Source organism: Pseudarthrobacter sp. 10T415 (assembly GCF_056394175.1).
In genome coordinates this window covers 76301-96444 of the sequence record NZ_JBFTHJ010000008.1, presented here as the reverse complement: position 1 = coordinate 96444, position 20144 = coordinate 76301, and the positions used below count along the sequence as shown (strand labels likewise).

19 protein-coding genes are annotated in these 20144 nt (G+C 66.8%); 11 read left to right on the top strand and 8 right to left on the bottom strand.

The features are described from left to right. Window positions 1-56 precede the first annotated feature (56 nt). The 7 genes from AC1DBN_RS12370 to AC1DBN_RS12340 all read left to right on the top strand — a co-directional run bounded on the left by AC1DBN_RS12370 (window position 57) and on the right by AC1DBN_RS12340 (window position 7532). A complete protein-coding gene (locus AC1DBN_RS12370) occupies window positions 57-944 on the top strand; it encodes a hypothetical protein (RefSeq protein ID WP_477723320.1) in 888 nt (295 codons plus the stop codon). A 516-nt stretch (window positions 945-1460) separates the two neighbouring features. Further along, a complete protein-coding gene (locus AC1DBN_RS12365; protein ID WP_477723319.1) occupies window positions 1461-2561 on the top strand; it encodes an ABC transporter substrate-binding protein in 1101 nt (366 codons plus the stop codon). Beyond that, window positions 2558-3415 carry an ABC transporter permease gene (locus AC1DBN_RS12360; protein WP_477723318.1) on the top strand — a complete coding sequence of 286 codons (858 nt, stop codon included), beginning with the start codon at window positions 2558-2560 and terminating at the stop codon, window positions 3413-3415. Before AC1DBN_RS12365 ends, AC1DBN_RS12360 begins: the two co-directional genes overlap by 4 nt. Next, entirely contained in the window at window positions 3391-4212 is an 822-nt protein-coding gene (locus tag AC1DBN_RS12355; RefSeq protein WP_477723317.1) for an ABC transporter ATP-binding protein, read from the top strand. The genes AC1DBN_RS12360 and AC1DBN_RS12355 overlap by 25 nt, the downstream gene beginning before the upstream one ends. Window positions 4213-4237: 25 nt before the next feature. Beyond that, on the top strand, window positions 4238-5617 hold the full coding sequence (locus AC1DBN_RS12350) for an LLM class flavin-dependent oxidoreductase (protein ID WP_091723175.1): 1380 nt from the start codon (window positions 4238-4240) through the stop codon (window positions 5615-5617). Further along, window positions 5617-7011, top strand: coding sequence for an LLM class flavin-dependent oxidoreductase (locus AC1DBN_RS12345; protein WP_477723316.1), 1395 nt, complete (start codon window positions 5617-5619; stop codon window positions 7009-7011). The genes AC1DBN_RS12350 and AC1DBN_RS12345 overlap by 1 nt, the downstream gene beginning before the upstream one ends. 98 nt (window positions 7012-7109) lie before the next feature. Then, window positions 7110-7532 carry a universal stress protein gene (locus tag AC1DBN_RS12340; RefSeq protein WP_477723315.1) on the top strand — a complete coding sequence of 141 codons (423 nt, stop codon included), beginning with the start codon at window positions 7110-7112 and terminating at the stop codon, window positions 7530-7532. On the opposite strand, the gene AC1DBN_RS12335 is transcribed toward AC1DBN_RS12340, so the two are convergent. Beyond that, on the bottom strand, window positions 7520-8446 hold the full coding sequence (locus AC1DBN_RS12335) for a DUF817 domain-containing protein (protein WP_477723314.1): 927 nt from the start codon (window positions 8444-8446) through the stop codon (window positions 7520-7522). The genes AC1DBN_RS12340 and AC1DBN_RS12335 overlap by 13 nt on opposite strands. Further along, window positions 8439-9245, bottom strand: a complete 807-nt coding sequence (locus AC1DBN_RS12330; protein WP_477723313.1) for an oxygenase MpaB family protein — start codon at window positions 9243-9245, stop codon at window positions 8439-8441. Before AC1DBN_RS12330 ends, AC1DBN_RS12335 begins: the two co-directional genes overlap by 8 nt. A gap of 206 nt (window positions 9246-9451) precedes the next feature. Here AC1DBN_RS12330 and AC1DBN_RS12325 point away from each other — a divergent pair, with 206 nt between their 5' ends. Next, window positions 9452-9865 (top strand): Hpt domain-containing protein, encoded by a 414-nt coding sequence (locus AC1DBN_RS12325; RefSeq protein ID WP_477723312.1) that lies wholly within the window; start codon window positions 9452-9454, stop codon window positions 9863-9865. Here AC1DBN_RS12325 and AC1DBN_RS12320 read toward each other — a convergent pair. Continuing rightward, window positions 9859-10275 (bottom strand): SRPBCC family protein, encoded by a 417-nt coding sequence (locus tag AC1DBN_RS12320; protein WP_477723311.1) that lies wholly within the window; start codon window positions 10273-10275, stop codon window positions 9859-9861. The two genes, AC1DBN_RS12325 and AC1DBN_RS12320, sit on opposite strands and share 7 nt — an antisense overlap. Window positions 10276-10532: 257 nt before the next feature. Between AC1DBN_RS12320 and AC1DBN_RS12315 the strand changes: the two genes are divergently transcribed. Together AC1DBN_RS12315 and AC1DBN_RS12310 are read left to right on the top strand one after the other, a co-directional pair. Beyond that, window positions 10533-11048 (top strand): GNAT family N-acetyltransferase, encoded by a 516-nt coding sequence (locus AC1DBN_RS12315; protein ID WP_477723310.1) that lies wholly within the window; start codon window positions 10533-10535, stop codon window positions 11046-11048. Window positions 11049-11186: 138 nt separating this feature from the next. Next, window positions 11187-11807, top strand: coding sequence for a hypothetical protein (locus AC1DBN_RS12310; protein WP_477723309.1), 621 nt, complete (start codon window positions 11187-11189; stop codon window positions 11805-11807). A gap of 882 nt (window positions 11808-12689) precedes the next feature. On the opposite strand, the gene AC1DBN_RS12305 is transcribed toward AC1DBN_RS12310, so the two are convergent. The 3 genes from AC1DBN_RS12305 to AC1DBN_RS12295 all read right to left on the bottom strand — a co-directional run bounded on the left by AC1DBN_RS12305 (window position 12690) and on the right by AC1DBN_RS12295 (window position 16060). Continuing rightward, window positions 12690-13364, bottom strand: coding sequence for a TetR/AcrR family transcriptional regulator (locus AC1DBN_RS12305; RefSeq protein ID WP_477723308.1), 675 nt, complete (start codon window positions 13362-13364; stop codon window positions 12690-12692). A 115-nt stretch (window positions 13365-13479) separates the two neighbouring features. Then, window positions 13480-14427: a polysaccharide deacetylase family protein gene (locus AC1DBN_RS12300; RefSeq protein ID WP_477723307.1), complete on the bottom strand. Its 948-nt coding sequence runs from the start codon at window positions 14425-14427 to the stop codon at window positions 13480-13482. Window positions 14428-14494: 67 nt separating this feature from the next. After that, the gene (locus tag AC1DBN_RS12295) at window positions 14495-16060 is read right to left on the bottom strand and encodes a purine-cytosine permease family protein (protein ID WP_477723306.1); all 1566 of its coding nucleotides are present in this window, start codon (window positions 16058-16060) and stop codon (window positions 14495-14497) included. Between the two features lie 108 nt (window positions 16061-16168). Between AC1DBN_RS12295 and AC1DBN_RS12290 the strand changes: the two genes are divergently transcribed. Continuing rightward, entirely contained in the window at window positions 16169-17890 is a 1722-nt protein-coding gene (locus AC1DBN_RS12290) for a PucR family transcriptional regulator (RefSeq protein WP_477723305.1), read from the top strand. A 17-nt stretch (window positions 17891-17907) separates the two neighbouring features. On the opposite strand, the gene AC1DBN_RS12285 is transcribed toward AC1DBN_RS12290, so the two are convergent. Together AC1DBN_RS12285 and AC1DBN_RS12280 are read right to left on the bottom strand one after the other, a co-directional pair. After that, window positions 17908-18798, bottom strand: coding sequence for an IclR family transcriptional regulator (locus tag AC1DBN_RS12285; RefSeq protein WP_477723304.1), 891 nt, complete (start codon window positions 18796-18798; stop codon window positions 17908-17910). A gap of 61 nt (window positions 18799-18859) precedes the next feature. After that, on the bottom strand, window positions 18860-20116 hold the full coding sequence (locus tag AC1DBN_RS12280) for an aminopeptidase P family protein (protein ID WP_477723303.1): 1257 nt from the start codon (window positions 20114-20116) through the stop codon (window positions 18860-18862). Window positions 20117-20144: the final 28 nt, after the last annotated feature.

Genomic DNA, 20144 nt, shown 5'->3' with positions numbered 1-20144 from the left:
ATCGCCTGCCTTCAATCGATGCGCATCCCCGACGCCGCCCTACTAGGCTTGCCGTCATGGGGGATACACACGATAACGGTGGGACGCGGCTGGCTGTAACGGACGCGGGTGATGAACGCCAGCCCCGGGCGCTTTCGCCGGTGGCGAGGGCCTTCAAGGCTGCCTCACCCTGGATTTGGCGGCTGTGCGGCGGCGCCTTCCTGCTCTTTGCCCTTGCCATGGTGGTAACCATTTTCGGGGATTCCTGGGATGTCCGGACCGTCCGCTGCGACGTGGTGTCTGCCGCACCGAGCACCAGTTCCGGCGGAACCCGCGGCTCCGCTTCCACCGCAGGGGTTCAGCTGGAAACATCGGACTGCGGTCCGGTGCACTACTCCGACGGCGTGTCCTTCGAGAACCGTGACCAAATTGCCTCCTCAATCACGCCAGGCGAATACGACTTCGAAATGGGATGGTCTTCCCGCGTTTTGGGTGTGGAAATGAGGCAAATCATGCCCACGGCCCGCGGGTACCGGGTCTACAGCGACTGGATTGTTGACGGCGCGGCGTTCGGCTCGGAAGAGGATGCCAAGAATGCAGCCCTGGCCGCCCTCCGCGCCCTGGACGGGACGAATCCCGGAGCGCTCGTTGTGGAGTACGGCACCTCCCGGTTCGAAGCCGTTGGCTCTGCCACTGTGGGTTTCGTGTGCCACCGGAACAGCGACACCGGAAACGCGGACCGGTGGTCGGAGCTGCAGGACTTCGGGCCCGGTGCCGGGTCCGCCACGGGCACCGTCGAGGTGCCGGTGGCGAACGGAACAGCCTCCGTGGCGGCTCGCAACGTGCACACCCTGGACCGCACCGTGGCAGCGATGGAAGAGTTCTTCGCCGACCCCACGGCAACGCCGGCGGCGCCGGCATGGGTCACCGGAAACTTGGTCGAGAGGACGCGCTTGGCCCGCTAGCCTCACTAGCCCGCAGTTCCAGTCACATGACACCCCGTTGCGGTTCGTGGCGCAGGGTTGCCTGTTTTGACCGTGCAGCACCCGAATATGTAGCGCCGTTGCGTCCCGTTGAGCGTCCGCCGCAAAGTGCTGGCCAAGCCCCTGAGATGCGTGCTTAGGTAGTTTTCACGGTCCCGGCCAGGCCGATTTGCAGCACCCACCAGCTTCAACCCGCGCCAGCCCAACCCGGCCCCATCAAAGACAGGAGGACCTGATGTCTGATTCATCCAGCCGAATGCACGGCAGCACCACATGGGGTCCGCATTGTTGCTCCCGAATATCTCCGCCCCGCCGAATGGCAGCAACACGGCGCTAGCTTCGGCCGCAGCCCCACAGATTTCCTTGCAGCGGGGGCCGGCGCGTCGGGCCTGATTCGCCCGACGCCGGCACTCCCCTTTCACCCCTTTCCCGCCTTCCGGGCCACGAGCCTTAGCCTGCCCTGCCCGGATTCGCCCGCATTCCTTCCGAAAGGCACCCATGTCCTTCGCAGCATCCTCCCCACCCCCTTTCACCCGGCGCCGTGCGCTCGGGGCACTCCTGGCGATTCCCGCCGTCGGGCTCCTTACGGCCTGCGGCGGTTCCGCCACCGCCGGCGGCGAGCGGATCAGCCAGGAAGCCCTCGCCCCGCTGGCGTCATCGGTACCGCCCGGCACCACCATCACGGTGGGCGACCCCAGCATCCGCGTGGCATTGGAACTCTACGGCCTGAACAAGGAACTGGCCGGCATCAACGTGGAGTTCGCCAACCTCTCCGGCGGGCCACAAACCACCGAAGCGTTCCGGGCCAATGCCCTGGACGTCGGCTCGGTGGCCGATATCCCGCCCATCCACGCCACCTGGACCGGCCTTGACGTGCGCATCATCGCCGCCGTCTACCGCCAGGACGCCGTGAACCACCCCATCTACGAACTCGGCGTCGCGCCCGGGGCCGGGATCACGAAGCTGGAGGACCTGCGCGGCAAGAAGGTGGCGTACAGCCCCGGCCAGGCACAGGGCGCCCTGGTCCTGCGCATCCTGGACAAGGCCGGCCTCAACCAAGAGGACGTGAAGCTCGTGGAACTGCCCAGCACCGGCGACGCCTACGCCTCCGCGCTGTCCAGCAAGCAGGTGGACGCCGCACCGCTGGGCGGAGTCCAGATCAAGCGCTACCTCGCCAAATACAAGGACGACGGCGCCACCACCCTCCGCCACGGCCTGCGGGATGACCCCGGCCACCTCTACTCCCCCGCCGGCGTCCTGGCCGACCCCGCCAAGGCAGCGGCACTGGCAAAGTACGTGGAGGTATGGGGCAAGGCCCAGCGCTGGGTGGAAGACCACCCGGAGGAATGGCTGGCCGGCTACTACGTCAAGGACCAGGGCCTGTCCCGCGAGGACGGCCAGTACCTGATCGAAGCCACCGGCAAACGGGACATCCCCACCTCGTGGACCGAGGCCATCGAACGCCACCAGCAGACCATCGACCTGCTGTCCCGCGAACAGAAGAAGCCGCAACTGAAGGCCACGGACCTTTACGACACCCGGTTCGAGGCCATCGGCGGCACGTCCTTCGCCGCGGCCGCCACGGCAGGTGCCGCGTGAGCGCCGTACTGGACCGTCCCGCCGTCGAACCCCACCTGGACCCGGACCTCGATAAGCGTGACGACGTCCGGCCCACCGGCAAGCGGCTGGGCCCGGGCAGGCGCCGCCGGCTCGCCTGGTTGCTCGGCCCCGGAGCGCTGCTGGCACTCTGGACCGTCACGTCCGCCACCGGCATCCTCGATCCACGCATCCTCTCCGAACCCTGGACCGTGGTGGCCACCGCAGGGGAGCTGATCGCCGACGGCCGGCTCCAGGAGAACCTCGCCATCTCCGCCCAGCGCGCGGGCCTGGGGCTGTTCTTCGGAATCGTTGTCGGCGCAACCCTGGCACTCCTGGCCGGGCTGAGCCGGATCGGCGAAGCACTGATCGATGGCCCCGTGCAGATCAAGCGCGCCATCCCCGGCCTGGCCCTGATCCCGCTGCTGATCCTGTGGTTCGGCATCGACGAGACCATGAAGGTCCTCACCATCACTTTGGGCGTGTTCGTCCCGATCTACCTGCAGACCCACGCCGGGCTGCGCGGCATCGACCTGCGCTACGTGGAACTGGCACAGACCGTTGGCCTGAGCCGGACCGGCTTCATCCGCAAGGTGGTACTCCCCGGCGCCCTGCCCGGGTTCTTCCTGGGCCTGCGCTTCGCGGTCACCGGCGCGTGGGTGTCCCTGGTGGTGGTGGAACAGATCAACGCCACCAGCGGCATCGGCTACATGATGGAGCTCGCCCGCACCTACGGCCAAACCAACATCATCGTCCTCGGCCTGGCTGTCTACGGCATCCTTGGCCTGCTCTCCGACGGCATTGTCCGCTTCATCGAACGAAAGGCCCTCTCATGGCAGCGCACCCTGGCGGGCTGACCGCCGTCGCATCCCGTCCACTCACCAACCCCTCCGCGGACGCCGCCAAGGCCGCGGTGTCCGTGCGGGACGTGGTCCGCAGTTTCGGGCCCAAAGGCGTCCTGAACGGCGTGGACCTGGACATCGCACCCGGCGAATTCGTGGCACTCCTTGGACCCAGCGGCTGCGGCAAGAGCACCCTGCTCCGCGCCCTGGCAGGGCTGGACCACGACGTCCGCGGCAGCGGCGTCATCAGCGTCCCGGACCGCGTGTCAGTGGTGTTCCAGGACTCCCGGCTCCTGCCGTGGGACACGGTCCTGGGCAACGTCACCCTTGGTTTGCGAGAGCACGACGCCGAGAGCCGGGCGCGCAGGGCCCTCGCCGAGGTGGGGCTCGCGGGCCGCGAAAAAGCCTGGCCGCACGAGCTGTCCGGCGGTGAACAGCAGCGCGTCGCCCTGGCCCGATCCCTGGTCCGTGAGCCGCAGCTCCTGCTGGCAGACGAACCGTTCGGCGCCCTCGACGCGCTGACCCGGATCAGGATGCACGGCCTGCTCCAGGACCTCGTGGCCGCGCACCGGCCGGCGGTCCTGCTGGTCACCCACGACGTGGATGAGGCCATCGCCCTGGCCGACAGGATCGTGGTGCTGGACCACGGCCGGATCGCCACCGTTCGCACTGTTGCACCGGAGATCGGATCGTCAGCCGATGCCGCCCGCCACGAAGCGCTCCGCCGCGACCTGCTCACCGCCCTGGGCGTCGAAGCCGCGCACGCTCCGAAGCCTGTCCACCCCGCCCAGCCCGCCGGCGTCGGCCGCTAACCCAGAACTTTCCAAGGAGACTTCCATGAGCAGCACGCCCACTGAACCGCAGCGCCACCTCCACCTCAACGCCTTCCTCATGAGCACCGGCCACCACGAAGCCTCCTGGCGGCTGCCGGAGAGCGACCCCCGGGCCAGCACCGACGTGGAGCACTACAAGAACCTCGCCCGCACCGCCGAACGCGGCAAGCTGGACTCGATCTTCTTCGCCGACTCCCCCGTCCTGTTCGGCGAGGTGGGCCGCCGCCCCGCGGGCAAGCTCGAACCCACGGTGCTCCTCACCGCCATCGCCGGTGCCACGGAGCGGATCGGGCTGATCGCCACCGCGTCCACCACCTACAACGAGCCGTTCAACCTGGCCCGCCGCTTCGCCTCAGTGGACTGGGCCAGCGGCGGACGGGCCGGCTGGAACGTGGTGACCACGGCCGGCCCGGACGCCGCCCGCAACTTCGGTGTGGACGATCAGCCCGCCCACGCCGTCCGGTACGAGCGTGCCGGCGAGTTCATTGAGGTGGCGCAGAAGCTGTGGGACAGCTGGCAGGACGACGCCGTCCTTGCCGACAAGGAAGAGGGCGTGTGGGGCGACGCGGACAGGATCCGCACCGTGGACCACGAGGGCAAGCACTTCAAGGTCCGCGGACCGCTCAATGTGCCCCGCTCCCCGCAGGGCCACCCGCTGATCGTGCAGGCAGGCTCGTCCGAGGACGGTAAGGATCTCGCCGCGAAGTACGCGGACGCTGTGTTCACCGCGCACCAGACCCTCGCCGACGCGCAGGAGTTCTACCGCGACCTCAAGGCCCGCACCGCCGCTGCCGGCCGGGACCCGAAAACCATCAAGATCCTCCCCGGAATCGTGCCCGTCATTGGCGCCACCGTGGAGGAAGCCCTGGAGCTGGAGCGTGAGCTGGACCGGTTGATCAAGCCCGAGTACGCCCGGATCCAGCTGGCCAAGACTCTGCGGGTGGAGCCGGAGGACCTGCCGCTGGACCGCCAGCTGCCGGACAACCTGCCCAGCGAGGATGAGATCGAGGGCGCCAAGAGCCGCTACACGCTGATCGTGCAGCTGGCCCGCCGGGAGCAGCTCACGGTGCGGCAGCTAATTGGCCGGCTGGGAGGGGGCCGCGGTCACCGCACGTTTACGGGCACCCCGGTGCAGGTGGCGGACGCCATCCAGGAATGGTTCGACGGCGGCGCGGCGGACGGGTTCAACATCATGCCGCCGGTGCTCCCCTCCGGGCTGGAAACGTTCGTGGACCAGGTAGTGCCCATCCTCCAGGAGCGCGGGCTGTTCCGCACCGAGTACGCCGGGCGGACGCTGCGGGAGCACTACGGCCTTGCCCGCCCGGAGAACCGGTACGAGGGTGCTGAAGCGCCGGAGCTCGCATCGATCGGCTCCGCGTTCTGATGGGCCGGCAGCTGAAACTCAACCTGTTCATCTACCCGGGCGGCCACCACGAGGCAGCGTGGCGGCACCCGAAGTCCCACACCGACCGGCTGCTGGATATCCGGTTCTACCAGGAGCTGGCGCAGCGGGCCGAGGCCGCGAAACTGGACGCGGTGTTCTACGCGGACGGCCCGGCGCTGGAAAGCAACGTCCAGTTCGCCACCCGGTTCCGGATCGAACCGTTCACGTGGCTGTCCGCGATTTCGGTGGCCACGGAGCGGATCGGGCTGATCGGCACGGCCAGCACCACGTACCTGGAGCCGTACAACGCGGCCCGGCTGTTCGCCTCGCTGGACCACCTCAGCAACGGCCGCGCCGGCTGGAACATCGTGACCACCGGCGCGGAGCGGGCGGCACAGAACTTCGGGCTGGACCAGCACCCGCCGCACGCTGAACGCTACGACCGGGCTGACGACTTTGTCCGCGTTGTGGGCAAGCTCTGGGACAGCTGGGAGGACGACGCAGTAGTGGCCGATGCCGGCACGGGAGTTTTCGCCGACACGTCACGGATCCATCCGGTAGAGCATGAGGGCAGGTACTTCCGCGTGGCAGGGCCCTTGAACACACCGCGCTCCCCGCAGGGCCGGCCCGTCTACGTGCAGGCAGGTTCGTCCGAAGACGGCAAGGCCTTTGCCGCCGAACATGCGGAAGCGGTGTTCACGGCCCATCAGTCACTGGGCAGCGCGCAGGAGTTCTACTCGGACATCAAAGCCCGGGCGGCGGCGTTCGGCCGGGACCCCGGCCAGCTCCTGGTGCTGCCCGGCATCAGCCCGTACCTGGGCTCCACCGAGGCGGAAGCGAAAGCCCTGAAGCAGGAGTTCGACGAGCTCACCCAGCCGGAATACGGGCTGGGCATCCTGCGGAAGCTGCTGGGCATCGACCTGGACGGGGTGCCGCTGGACGGGCCGTTCCCGCCGGAGCTGCTGGCCACCGCGGGTCAGGCGGGCAGCCGCAGCCAGCTGGTGCTGGACATCATCCGCCGCGAAAACCTCACCGTCCGCCAGGTGCTGCACCGGTTCGCCGGTGCCCGGGGACACTACGTTTTTGCCGGCACTCCCATGCAGGTGGCGGACGAGATCCAGCGCTGGTTCGAGGGCGGCGCCGCGGACGGGTTCAACATCATGCCGCCGTGGCTGCCCGGGGGCTTCGATGCGTTCGCTGACGAGGTGGTCCCCATCCTGCAGTGCCGCGGCCTGTTCCGCACCGAGTACTCCGGATGGACGCTGCGTGAGCACTTCGGCCTGGCCCGTCCCGAAAGCCAGTACAGCCGGGGCCGGCATACGCCGGGCCAACCCGGCGCAGTCCAGCGGAGCCAGCACTCCCCGGGCGAGCCGATGCTGGCGGCAAACACCTGACCGGACACCGCAACCTCGGTTCCATGCGCCGCCGCATCCGCGGGCCCCTCCTTTAGACTGGCCCCTTGACGGTATTGCCCCCGAATGAAGGAGCCCCCATGAGTGGAGTAGTCGTTGTAGGCGTGGATGCCAGCGCATCAGCGCGTAAAGCTGCAGAAGTGGCACTGGACCTGGCGGAGTCGCTCGGAGCGTCGCTGCACGTGGTGACCGGGTTCGAGTCGGAGAGCCCCGAGACCTTCGGTTCGGGCTCTGACCAGGTGACGGTTTTCCGGGGTGACAGCGCGCAGCATGTTGCCGAATCCCTGGGCGTCTCCAGGCCGGGAGTGCAGGTCACCCACTTCGCTGCGCGCGGCAAGCCCGCCGATTCGCTCATCAAGGAAGCCATCCGCCTGGATGCCCAGCTGATCGTGGTGGGCAACCGCAGGATGCGCGGCATCGGCCGGCTCCTGGGCAGCGTGGCCAACAGCGTGGCGCACAACGCCCCGTGCGATGTGTACATCGCCAACACTTACGAGGACTGACCCTCGCCCGTGCCCACGGGCAGCGTGGCGGACGGCGGCGGAACTTCCCGCCGTCGTCCGCTTTTTTCGTCCGGGGGCGCCGGCTTGTAGACCCAGGCCACCAGCACCACGGAAATGATCATCAGCAGGAACCATGCCACGAGCTTCTCCAGGCCCACCGGGTGCCAGCCGGCCACCTGGCTGGGATAGAGCCACGCCCCGGACCAGGTGGCGATGTTCTCGGCAATCCAGATGAACAGCGCCACCAGCAGGAACGAAACCACCAACGGCATCCGGAAACTCCGCCGGAAGACCCGGAAGTGCATCACGCAGCGGCCGAAAACCACCACGACGGCGGCGAGCAGCACCCAGCGCAGGTCCCAGATGTAATGGTGGCTGAAGAAGTTGACGTAGATGGCCGCCGCCACGATTGCGGTGATCCACCTGCGTGGGTAGTTGGCGAACCGGAGGTCGAAGAGCCGGTAGACGCGCACCATGTAGGAACCCACTGCCGCGTACATGAAGCCGCTGAAGAGGGGCACGGCGCCGATCCGGAGCACGCCCTCGGCCTCGTAGGACCAGGAACCCACGTCCGTCTTGAACAGTTCCATGCAGGTCCCCACCAGGTGGAACAGCACGATGACCCGCAGTTCCTTCAGTGTCTCGAGTTTGAAGGCGACCATCAGGATTTGGATCACGACGGCGGCGAGGGTCAGGAGGTCGTTGCGGGCCAGCGCCGCGCTGTCCGGGTACCAGAGTCGGGCCGCCATGAGCACCGCCAGGAGGCCGGCGCCGAAGATGCAGGCCCAGCCCTGTTTGAGGCCGAACACCACGAACTCCGTGAGCTTGGCTTTGGCGCCGTTGGCGGGCGCGGTGGCAAGGAAGCGGCGGGCGCTTTCGTCGATCCGCTGCTCAACCGGGGTGGAACTACGCACTGACTCCCTGACGCTTGGCTGACTGGCTGTTCCGGCGGATGTCCTTGTCCAGTTCGCCCAGGAGGTAGTCCTTGAGCCCGTGCCGGATCCCCCGCGGAAGCCTGGGGTAGGTGAGCGACAGCATCCGCATGGTGCTGTTGAAGCGGCGCTCATGGCGGTCGTTCCACGGCAGGCCGAAGTCCTGGCGGATCCGCTCCGGCAGGAACCCTGCGGTGAGGAAGCGGGCGGGCGGAATGATAGCCCGGTACCAGAGGGCGGTGTGCTTGGGGTAGAGCAGGCCGTGCGCCACCCGGATGCCGGCTGGTCCGGCCTGGAGGGTGGCCACCTGTTCGTCCCAGTAGCGGCCGAACGCGGCCCGGTCCTGCGGCCACATGCCTTCGGGAACCTGCAGGGCTGTACCTAGCCGCGCATAGTCGCGGTACATCGCATCGGCCGTGCCGGCGTCGAGCGGGCCGTAGACCTTTTCAATGACGGTGCGGGCGGTGTCGTAGAGCGTTGCCACCACCCAGAGCTGGAGTTCGGGATCGTAAGCGCTGTAGCCGGGCGACTCCGCGGTGTCCGGGCGCCGGACCGGCACGTGGGCCCGGTTCACCCGGCGGCGGACTTCCTTCACCTGTTCGTCGGTGCCGTAGACGATGGCATACACGTAGGTGAGCGTGCCCTTGAGCCGGTTGACCGGGCGGCCCTCGAAGGTGCTGTGTTCTGCCACGCCGCGTCCCACGGCCGGGTTGGCCAGCTGCAGCAGCAGGGCACGGCCAGCCCCGGCGAGCATGATGCCCTCGCCGCCGAACTCAGCCATTCCCCGAACCATCCCAACAGGCTACCGGAGGTAAACACCACTGTAAGCAGGGGTCGGTACCCGGAAATGCGAGTACCCACCACTCATGCGCTCCGGCCCCGCGGGCACGTACCGTCCGTTGAAAGTCCTGCCGCAGCATCGCGCAGGTATGCGGACAGCGGGAGGCACATCATGGGCCGGCAGCGGGACGTGCGGGGTGGGGGACCGTGACGCAGGAAGACGGCTACGCGCTGCCGCTGCTGGACAAGGCGGTGCTGGAACGGCTCCGCTCCGACCTGGACGACGACGAAGGCGTGTGGCAGGTGTTCATCCAGGACTTCATCGCCAACCTGCCGCACCGGATCCAGAAGGTGCGCCTGACGTTCACCACCGGCGACGCTCCGGGTGCCCTCGATGCCATCCTGAGTCTGAAGACCTCCAGCCAGATGATCGGTGCGGAGCGGCTGGCCGGCCTGGCCCTGGAGTTGGAGCGGGCGCTGCGCACCGCTTCCCGCGGCAACGGCTCGGCCTCGGCCCTCCCCCGGCTGGCGGCCCAGCACCTGCGCGGCATCAAGCAGTGCGCGGACCAGACCACCAACCTGCTGCGGGCACTCCTTCAGGAGCGGCCCGGCGGTTACTGACGCCCGTCAGGCTGGCCGGCCAGGACCCCGTCGATCCGGTTCAGCAGGCCGGGCCAGCCGCTGCCCATCCCCTGGTAGGCGGTCCGGCCCATGGGCGTTTCCGGGTTGAAGCCGGCGTGCTCGAAGTGGAGCACCGTTCCGTCCGCCGCGGATTCCAGCGTCCAGGTGATGGTGGTGCCCAGCATGCCCTCGGAAAACAGGAAGCTGATGGCAGTGCCCGGCTCCACGGTGAGGACCTCGCACTGTTGCTGGCCCCAGTTGCCCATGTCCAGGGTGAACCGGTGGCCGGGGACGGGCGCGATGTTTCCCGGCGCCCACCAGCGGGCCAGCAGTTCCGGTGTGGTCAGGGCAGCCCAGACGGCGTCCTGGGGATGTTCGAAGCGGCGTTCAAGCCGGATGGCATTGGTCATGGCGGGTTCTCCTGGTCCGGGTTCTTAGGGACCTGTCTAGCACGCCGGTAGGACACCCGGCCCGCCTAAGCCCGACATCCAGCTACAAGCCTGCCGATTCGGGCAGCTTCGAGACGTGGTTCTGGGAAACGCCAGGCGCTGGAAATCTTGCGTGAATCGGGGGTGCCAGAGGCAGGTCAGACCCTGTTAGTTGCAGTAAGGGACTGGCTTACGGGCACCTCTGATGTGATTGCTCGAGTCTTTGCCAGAATGAAGCGATGGGAACCGAACTTAGATCGCTTATCGTCCGCCCAGCGGATCTCAGCGGCCCGGACGCCGAAGCGGTAAGTCGGCTGGTCGAGGCGTACCTGATACAAACCGAACGCGAGAAAGCTACCTACTTGGGCGGCACCTTCAGAGACGCAGACCTCCCCGAACGCTATCGCCAGGAAGTCGACCGCCCAGAGCGTGCCTACCTGAGCGCGGATGTTTACGTCGCTGAACTGGGAAATTCTCCGGTCGGAGTGGTGGTCGTACAGCAGACAGCAGAGGCACGCGAGATCAAGCGGTTTTGGGTTGAACCCGGCGCGCGAGGATATCGCGTGGGCTCCGCCTTGATGGATGCCGCAATCAGACAGCAGGATCTTCCTATCCGTCTGACGGTGTGGGATTGGCGAGACGATGCAATTCGGCTGTATGGGAAACGTGGGTTCATCCCTGTTCCATCCTGGGAAGATCGGCCACGACTTCTTTGCATGGAGAAGCGACTGGTCGCCCTTGAGGCTGCCCGCTGAGGATTCCCCTGTCGGACGCTGAAGTGCGTCCGACACGATTTCTGAGGGCCCCGAGCGGATCGGCTTCCTCAGACCGGAAAACCGTGAAGGCGTCGTCCTCCGGTGGTTAGCTTTACCCCTACCCGCGAAAGGAGCCGGATGGAAACGGACACTGAAGTACTGGCAGCCGACATGATGCGATTTGCGTCCCTGCTAAGACACATGGACCTCTCTGTCGTGGCGCTCAAGTACGAATCGCTTGCCAGAGCGCTCCAGAGCGAACCATCGGAAGAGTCTGTGGAGGAGGTCCGACTGTGGCTCCGGTCGTCAATGAAGGGCGGCAGCGGAAGCCTCAGTGACCGGTACGTGCAGAAGGACGGAGCGGTGGATGAAGTCCTCAACGCCGAGTACGAAGAACTTCTCCAGAAGTTCACGGATTTCGTCAATGCTGAGCCTGAATCGAAAAAGAGCGCGGCTGCTGCCATGTTCGCCAACGGAAGCGCTTACTTCCGTCTGATCGAAACTCCCATCCGCAAGAGGTGGTTCTCCCTCGAAGGAACTTTCACCTACGAAGTAGCGACTGCGCCGGGAGTCACACAGCTGGTGACTTTAAATCAACTCGGTCAAGCCGTCGGCTATGGGCCGCAGGACTCCCGGAAAGACTGGCAGGAGTGCCAAATGGTCGCAGATCGCCTTTTCAGGGAGGGACGCAGGGACGATTGGGTTCACTACTCCAGCTCCTATGTCGTTCCGGACGAGACACTCCGAAAGGATTGGTAGCGATATGTTCGCAAAAGGGAGCGTCTACCTGCGGCAGATCACAATGGTGGTAGCTCAGTGCACGCGGCACTCTCACCGTGGATTTTATCGTTCGGGGTAAACGTACAAATCAGGGGCCCGGCAACGCGGTGGTCCTGGCCAGGGGGACGGGGCCGGAGCACGCGTTCTTCGCACTCGGAAGAGCAGCGGCTCCGATGGGTTGTACCCTCTTGCTCGGTTGGAGGCGCGGGAGGGCGGCAAGATGCTCTGCCGTGGTGTCGAGAACCCATGATCCGCGACAATTGGAACAGGCAACAGCGACAGCGAGAGTGCCTGCCTGCCGACCCGAAACGGTCGGAGACTCAACTTCAAGGTACGGATCGTTGTCACACGTCGGGCACCAGGGCCGTTTGCCCCGCGGCTGATGAGCGTGTCGGGGAACGTAGCTGCCTGCCGATGCGGCCGCGGTGGGGTTCATAGCAGGGCCGGGTAGCTGGTGAGAATATAGTCGGCGGCAGCCGGTCCCTTCATACGCAAGCCCTGTCCGGGACCAACGCGAAGTCTCATCGCGGCCCAGAATGAGTGCTCCGTCCGAGGGGCGCTGCTGGATAGGCTGCACCAGCTGGTGTAGAGCCCATAAAGCGAATCCCCATCAAGAGTCGATTCCGACTCCTGATCACGATAGGTGGCTTCCTGAAGGAAATGATCGAACTGTGAATACGCCATAGTGGCTCTTTTCGACAAAGTGGTGTGTCCGCCGTTTTTTCTACAGCGTCAAAACTCGGTGCCCCGCGCAAGCGACGCGAAGCGGAACCACCGGGTAATCCTCCGGCGTGAAAACAAAGGTGAGGCCGAATCAGCCGCATCCTGGCCCGGGAGCCGGAATGCGAGAGTGGAGCGTGGCTACCAATGGATTAGCTTGCCGGCGGCCGACGGTCCGCTCCCGGCCAAAGCGGCGGTGCCTCCGTGGACGGAAATGAGGGAAGCGGCCATCCTTTGGGCCAGCACGGCTGCCTCCCTGTCTCCCTCCACTGCAGAAATAATGGAGCCCTTAGTCAGAATGTGGCAGGACCGGGCAAATTCATCCGGCTGGTCAAGACCTGCGTCCGCAGCGAGGGTTCGCATGAAGTCCCTCACCTGGGCCAAATAGCTGATGGACGCCTCTCCTAAGGGGTGGGTGGGGCCCATCTCAAGCATCGTGCTCACGAATGCGCACGCTTGGAAGTCATCCCGGCGGAACCACCCGTCCAGAACGTCGAAAATGACCAGCAACTGGGCTGTTGGGTCGTCGGTTGTCCTTTTGCATTCAGCGATGATCGCCTCGACAGTAAGGCTCTGATGGCAGCGTTCCAAGAAGGCCAGGACCACATCATCCTTGGAGGCGAAGTGCCCGTAGAACGTGGCCTTAGCCACCCCCGCACGCAAAATCAGCTCATTTACGCCAACATCGCGAATGCTGCGCTGCGCGAACAGCTCATCAGCGGCAGCCAAAATACGCTCCCGCGCACCAACCTGCATGGGCCGTGAACGGGCATCGGCGCCTATCGGGTCAGCCACAGAGCTGTTTGCGTTTACCATCCCCGCAGACACTACACCAAAACCAGACAGACCGGTCTGTCTGGTCCAAGACCTACTACGCAAGCGGACGACGGCGGGAACCTCCCGCCGTCGTCCGCTGCTGTTTTGGCTTGGCCTACTTCAGCGCCCCCTCCCGCACTGCCGCCGGCGTGAACGCTGCACCCGCGCCCGGGAATACCGGCACGTCGATCCGGGCGTGGGTGTGGATTTCGGTGACCGAGGCCTTGGTGTGCCGGGCGATCTCGTCCATGGTGGTCACCCACATGCCGTCCATGCCCTTGACCCGCTCGATGAGCTGTTCCAGGGCCAAGGCTTTGGAGGGCCGGCCGGAGATGAACGGGTGGTTGGTGAGGACGAAGCAGCTGCCCTGCGAGTGGTGGGCTTCAGCCTCGAGCGTCCACATTTCGAGGACCTTGGCGGGGCTTTCGATGACGCCGCTGCCGGTGACTCCCGGGTAGAAGGCGTACTGCTCCCAGTCGTCCAGCGTCCAGTCCACGGGGATCTCCACGATGTCCCGGGGATCGTCGGCGGCGACGGCGAAGCGGTAGGGGGCGTCGCCGTCGAGCAGGCTCGAATCGTAGAGGAACCCGCGGTCCGCCAGCAGGCCCGGCGAGTGCCAGTTCAGTTCCCACCACGGCGCCCGGTACCCCACCGGCCGCACCCCCGCCACCTTGGCCAAGGCTTCGAGGCCGCGGTCCATGTAGCTGGCCTCGGTGGCGGCGTCGATGCCCTGCATCGGCTCATGCAGGTAGCCGTGGTGGCCCACCTCGTGCCCGCCGTCCACGATCTGCCGGACGATGTCCGGGTAAGACTCCGCCGTGAATCCCGGGATGAAGAACGTGGCCCGGATGTCCTGGCGCTCAAGGATCTTCAGCAGCCGCGGCACCGCCACTTTGGGCCCGTAGGACTGGTGGGTCATCAGCGACATCCGCCGCGTGCTGGTGGGGTCGTGGGCGATGGTGCAGGACTCGGCGTCAACGTCGAACGTGAAGGACGCTGCGGCCTTGAAGGCTTCAGGCCAGGTGATGGGGTGCAGGAGGTCCGCGATGGCGGGCTGGTTCACGATGGATTCCTTTCGGCGGGCGCCGTGCGCCCGCCTGTACAGCTGGGGTGTTGAGTGGAAGTGCGGGTCAGATGACCGGGAGTGCTGCGGCGCTGTCCGGGTTTTCGGCGGCCAGGGCAGCCGCGGCCTTGGCGTCGGTGCTGGCGCCGGTGACGTAGCGGCGGTGGACCCGCGGGCCGAGGATTGCGTAGACGCCGGCGCTGGTGAGTCCGCCGGCCAGCCAGGAGAGGTCCCAGCCGCCCAGGGCCACGGCGATGGGGCCCTGCATGGCGGGTACAAGGCCGTACATGAACATCCAGGTGGCGAAGATGCCGGCCAGGAGCGAGGTGACGCCGGCCCAGTTGACGCCCGGGAGCCGGCGGGTGCCGATGCCGTCGAAGAGCCGCTCGGCTCCGCCCGGCCAGCGCTTCTCCAGCCAGAAGTAGTGCACCAGCATGACGCCGCCCCACGCAGCCACCCAGGCCACCAGGCCGATCAGCCAGGCGTCCAGCACCTCGGCGAAGTTCTCCTGGAAGATGAAGAACACGACGGCGGCGAGGGAGAAGACGCCCACGAACAGGTTGAGCTTGCGGCGGCTGATGGAGATGTCCAGGGCCTGCGTGGCGACCGAGAAGGTGTAGATGTTCAGGATGTTGGTGGCGATGGGGCCGTGCAGCACCATCAGCAGGACCGGCAGCGCCATGACGCCGAAGTTCTGGACGATCAGCTTTCCGGGGTCAACTTCGCCGCTGTTCGTGGCAAGGCTGGCGCCAAGGATGCCCAGCCAGACCACCGGGATGAACTGGCCCAGGACCGAGGCCAGGTAGACCTTCTTTTTGGGAACCGAGGTGCTGACGAAGCGGGAGTAGTCAGCGGCGTAGGTGAACCAGGTGATGCCCCAGCCGATGCCGATGGCGGTCATCACGGCGCTCATGGCTGCGATGCGTTCCGAGCCTTCGAGGATGTTGCCCGCGGGGCCGGCGTAGCCCCAGTCGATCTTCATGCCGAACCAGGCCACGGCGGACATGACCGCGAGGATGATGATGGTGGGCGGCACCGTCCACTTTTCGAAGGCGGCGATGGCTTTGTAGCCGAACCAGGCAATGGCAACCTGGGCAGCCATGATGGTGGTGGCCACGCCAATCTTCCAGGCGTAGTTGTGGGCTTCGGGGTCCACCCAGCCGAGCGTTCCGAAGAGTGCCATTACCAGGTCAAGGATGATCCAGGTGTTGACTGCGCACCATCCGATTACCAGCAGCGCCTGGATGGCGGCGGGGAGGTAGTTTCCGCGCCGGCCGAAGGCTGCGCGGGCCAGGACCATGCCGGTGGCTCCGGTTTTCTGGCCCAGAAGTACGAAGCAGCCGAAGAGCAGCATGCCGATCAGGTTGCCGAGGACAAGGACGGTGACGGTGTCCGCGAAGCCGAGTCCCAGGTGGATCCCGAGCGCCCCGAGGACCCAGTTGATGGGTGCCAGGTTGGCGCCGGCCCAGATCCAGAACTGGCCGGATACCTTGCGGGTGCGGGCGGACTCGGGGATGGGCTGAAGCCAGGCTTCGTGGTCGACGGCGGAGTGGTCTGTGGTGGAGTGGTCTGTGTGGCCGTTTGCGTCAGAACCAGCGCGCCTTTGCGCTGAAGTTGAAAGCTTTTCTTGCATGGGGGCCTCCGTGAGGTGGATTTCGTACTCACAAGGCTATGTGGCCCCAATCACAGTAAACAAGATACGATGTGTCGAACAGATTCCACTTCTACGTTACGGACTGTCGTGTCAGTTTCTCTTGGTGAAATACTCGCCCACCCAGCCCTCGCAGCAGCCGGGCCCGTGGTCCATCCGCTCGGCACGGACACCTCCGCACAGCCCGTCCGCTGGGTGCACTCAAGCGAAGTCCTGGACATCGCGCCGCTGCTGCGCGGCGGCGAACTGCTGCTATGCGGCGGCATCACCTTGGCCACGGCCACGCCCGCCAGGCGCGGGGATTACGTCCGTGAGCTGGCCCAGCGCGGCATTGCGGCCCTGGCCATCGAGACCGGCGGAGTGCTCCCCGAGGTACCCGCCAACATGCTGGAAACGGCGGCCGAGTACGGGCTTCCGGTGGTGGAGCTGCGCAAGGTGGTGCCCTTCGTGGGCGTCATGCAGGCCATCAATTCCATCCTGGTCAGCGAGTCGGCCGGGCACCTGCACCAGGCGGACGCCGCCACCCGTGCCATGGCTGCCGAGCTGGCCCACGGCGCGTCCCTGGACAAGATCCTTGGCGTCCTGGCCGGCATCACTGCGTCCGCGGTCCGCCTGATTTCCCCGTGGGGCGTTGACCTGGGCAGCGCACTGCCGGAAGGTTTGGACGCAGCGGAACGCGAGGCTTCGCACGACGCCGGCACGGACGGCGGCGGGACGGCCGACGGCGGCGCGGGCCATGGCAGCGGCACGGCGTTCGACGGCGGCAGGGCGGGCGACGCCGCCGGGACCCTCGAAGGTACGGACGGGTCCGGGGCGGACGCGGGCATCGAGGCGCCGGAGCTTCCGGCGGCGCCCGCAGCTCCCGAGGCGCCCGCCGGGACTGTCATGAGCGTGGACATCCCGGTGCGCGGTGTCCTGATGGGCAGGCTGGAAGTCCTCGTCCCGCACGGCGGGGACACTGCGCTGGCGCAGGTGGCCGGGGAACGCGCCGTGGACATCCTTGGCCTGGCGCTGCTGCAGCACACCCCGCCCGGCCTGCACGCCCAAGCCGGGGCCGAACTCATGCGCGCCGTCCTCACGTCCGCCCCCGAATGGCGCCTGGAACAGCTGGCCCCGGGGGCAGGGTTTCCCCTTGATTCGCCGCTGGTGGTGGCCGCCGTCCACGCAGCATCCCCGCAGGAACTCCGCGGAGCCATCGAGGCGTTCCTGGGCGCCGGCCGGATCCCGAGCGCCGCCTACCTGGACGACGCGGAACTGGTGGTGATGGCGGGACTCCCCTGCGCCGACACAGCACGGGTGCGGCGCGAGCTGCTCACTTCGCTGCAGGCACTCGAAGGCAACCACGACGCGGTGATCTCCGTCGGCCCGATGGTTGACGGGGTGGCCGATGCCGCTTGGTCCCTGGCCGAGGCACGCCGCGCCCTGGATGTGCGCCAGGTGCGGCGCCGCAACGCCTCACCGCGCAGGCGGCCGCCGGCCCACGGCCTGGTGGTGATCGACGCCGACGACGCAGCCGTGGAGAGCCTGGCGCTGACGGGGCTGCCGGCGTCAGCCCGGGAAGCCTTCGTCAACCATCACCTGCGTGCCGTCCTGCAGCATGATGCGCAGCGGCAGTCCCAGCTGATGGAGACGCTGCAGGTCTGGCTCGATTCGGGCTGCAACACGGCCCAGTCGGCCCGCGAACTGCACCTGGAGCGGCAGTCGATGCACCACCGGCTGCAGCGCATCTTCGATCTGTGCGGCGGCGATCCCCGCGGCACCGGCAGGCTGGCGGCGCTGCACCTGGCGGTACGGATGGCCGGTCTGCCCTGACCCACCGTCTGGCCCGCTTACGAGTTCTGGCTGGCCCGCCCGCCAAGCCGCGTGGTGACCTGGGCGGCCGCGGCCATGCAGGCTTCGCCGAGGTCTTCCAGCCGTTCGCGTGACACGCGGAACCTTGGGGCTGGTATGAGCACGACGGCGGTGACGTCGCCGCGGTGGTCGTAGGCAGGCGCGGCGACCCCCACTTCGTCCATGGAGGACTCGCCGTAGTTCCCGGCCCAGCCACGCCCCGCAACTTCCTTGAGCCGGGCTTCGTAAGCCGCCAGTCCGGCGTCGTCCATTCCCGGGAAGGTGACGGCGCCGCTGCGCAGGAGTTCGCGGACCCGCTCGGCGGGCTGGTGGGCGAGGAAGACCTGCACCGAGGCACTCATGGCGTCCCGGTAGCGCGCGCCGAGGGGCGTGGTGTGTTTGATCTGGTGGGGGCTGGCGATCTGCTCCACACAAATTGCCTCGTCGCCATTCCACAGCATGAGGGCGCTGGTCTCCCCCGTTTGCTCGGTGAGCCGGCGCAGCACGGGGTACGCCACGCGGCGCTCGTCCATTTCCGCCAGCAGCGGCCCGGCCACGGCGATCAGCCCCAGGCCCAGGCGGAACCGGCGGGTTTCGGGGTCCCGTTCCACCAGGCCTTCCTGCTCCAGGGTGGCCAGGATCCGGGAAACGGAACTCTTATGCATTCCCACGCGGCCGGCGATTTCGGTAACTCCCAGCAGGGGTTCCTCGGCGCTGAAGGTGCGCAGCACGGCGATGGCGTTGACGACGACGGAGGCACCTTTGGCGTCCGCCCCACCATTGGTGCCGGTGCCGGCGCTGCCGTTGTCACCTGCGGCGTCGTTGTCTGCGGCGTCGTTGTCTGCGGCGTCTTTTTGGCTGGTCTTTGCAGGAGTCATGGTGGACACCATCTTTCCCTAAACGGCGGAAGCGGCGCCACGTGTGCGTGACGCCGCTTCCAGTGCTGGACGGTTAGGCCCCGATGATGTTCTTCTCCGGGCCGAACGGGAACTTGGTGATGTTCTCCACCGAGTTGTCCTCGCCGATGACCAGGATGTCGTGCTCGCGGTAGCCGCCGGCGCCCGGCTGGCCGTCGGCCACGGTGATCATCGGCTCCATGGAGACCACCATGCCGGGCTCCAGGACGGTATCGATGTCCTCGCGCAGTTCCAGCCCGGCTTCGCGGCCGTAGTAGTGGCTGAGGACGCCGAAGGAGTGCCCGTAGCCGAAGGTGCGGTTGGCCAGCAGCCCGTGGCTGATGTAGATCTCGTTCAGTTCCGCGGCGATGTCCTTGCAGACGGCACCGGGCTTGATGAGTTCCAGGCCGCGCTTGTGCACCTCCACGTTGATGTTCCACAGTTCCAGGGAACGCTCATCCGGCTGGCCCAGGAAGAGGGTGCGCTCCAGGGCGGTGTAGTAGCCGGAGGTCATGGGGAAGCAGTTGAGCGAGAGGATGTCGCCCTGCTGCAGCTTGCGGGTGGTGGCCCAGTTGTGGGCACCGTCGGTGTTGATGCCGGACTGGAACCACACCCAGGTGTCACGGACTTCCCGGTCCGGGAAGGTCTTGGCGATCTCGTGCACCATGGCCTCGGTGCCGATCAGGGCAACCTCGTACTCGGAGATGCCTTCGCGGATGGCGTTGCGGATGGCCTCGCCGCCCAGGTCGCCGATGCGGGCGCCGTGCTTGATGACCTCGATCTCCTCGGCGGACTTGAACATGCGCTGGCGCATGGCGTCCTGCGAGACGTCCAGGAGCTGTGCGCCCGGGAACGCGGCGGCGATCTTCTCGCGGGTCAGGCCGGGGAGGAAGTCATCCTCGACGCCGAGGCGGGTTGCCTTGACGCCGCGCTGGCGCAGTGCTTCCTGCAGGCCGAAGTAGAAGTTGTCCCGGCGCCAGTCGGTGTAGACGATGTTCTCGCCGTAGGAGGTGCGCCACGGCATTCCGGCGTCGATGTTCGCGGTGATGGTGACCGAGTCGTCGGCGGTGACCACCAGGGCGTAGTTGCGGCCGAACGTGGTGAACAGGAAATCGGAGTAGTACTTGATGCCGTGGTAGCTGGTCAGGATGACAGCATCCAGGCTCTTGGCGGCCATGATCTGGCGGAGGCCGCCCAGGCGGCGCTCGAACTCGACGTCGGAGAACGTGAGCTTGCCCTTGGTGCCGTTGTGGAGGACCTTGAGGCGCTCGAGGTCGGCGATGGACGAGGCGTTATCGGCGGTGATAGTCACTGTGGTGCCTTTCGTTGATGCTTCTGGA

Bases quoted from the DNA above. Each gene is read 5' to 3' on its own strand.
- AC1DBN_RS12345 (WP_477723316.1), top strand. From the start codon at position 5,617: ATGGGCCGGCAGCTGAAACTCAACCTGTTCATCTACCCGGGCGGCCAC.
- AC1DBN_RS12295 (WP_477723306.1), bottom strand. From the start codon at position 16,060: ATGCAAGAAAAGCTTTCAACTTCAGCGCAAAGGCGCGCTGGTTCTGAC.
- AC1DBN_RS12340 (WP_477723315.1), top strand. From the start codon at position 7,110: ATGAGTGGAGTAGTCGTTGTAGGCGTGGATGCCAGCGCATCAGCGCGT.
- AC1DBN_RS12285 (WP_477723304.1), bottom strand. From the start codon at position 18,798: ATGGTGTCCACCATGACTCCTGCAAAGACCAGCCAAAAAGACGCCGCA.
- AC1DBN_RS12350 (WP_091723175.1), top strand. From the start codon at position 4,238: ATGAGCAGCACGCCCACTGAACCGCAGCGCCACCTCCACCTCAACGCC.
- AC1DBN_RS12370 (WP_477723320.1), top strand. From the start codon at position 57: ATGGGGGATACACACGATAACGGTGGGACGCGGCTGGCTGTAACGGAC.
- AC1DBN_RS12310 (WP_477723309.1), top strand. From the start codon at position 11,187: ATGGAAACGGACACTGAAGTACTGGCAGCCGACATGATGCGATTTGCG.
- AC1DBN_RS12320 (WP_477723311.1), bottom strand. From the start codon at position 10,275: ATGACCAATGCCATCCGGCTTGAACGCCGCTTCGAACATCCCCAGGAC.
- AC1DBN_RS12365 (WP_477723319.1), top strand. From the start codon at position 1,461: ATGTCCTTCGCAGCATCCTCCCCACCCCCTTTCACCCGGCGCCGTGCG.
- AC1DBN_RS12330 (WP_477723313.1), bottom strand. From the start codon at position 9,245: ATGGCTGAGTTCGGCGGCGAGGGCATCATGCTCGCCGGGGCTGGCCGT.
- AC1DBN_RS12305 (WP_477723308.1), bottom strand. From the start codon at position 13,364: ATGGTAAACGCAAACAGCTCTGTGGCTGACCCGATAGGCGCCGATGCC.
- AC1DBN_RS12315 (WP_477723310.1), top strand. From the start codon at position 10,533: ATGGGAACCGAACTTAGATCGCTTATCGTCCGCCCAGCGGATCTCAGC.
- AC1DBN_RS12355 (WP_477723317.1), top strand. From the start codon at position 3,391: ATGGCAGCGCACCCTGGCGGGCTGACCGCCGTCGCATCCCGTCCACTC.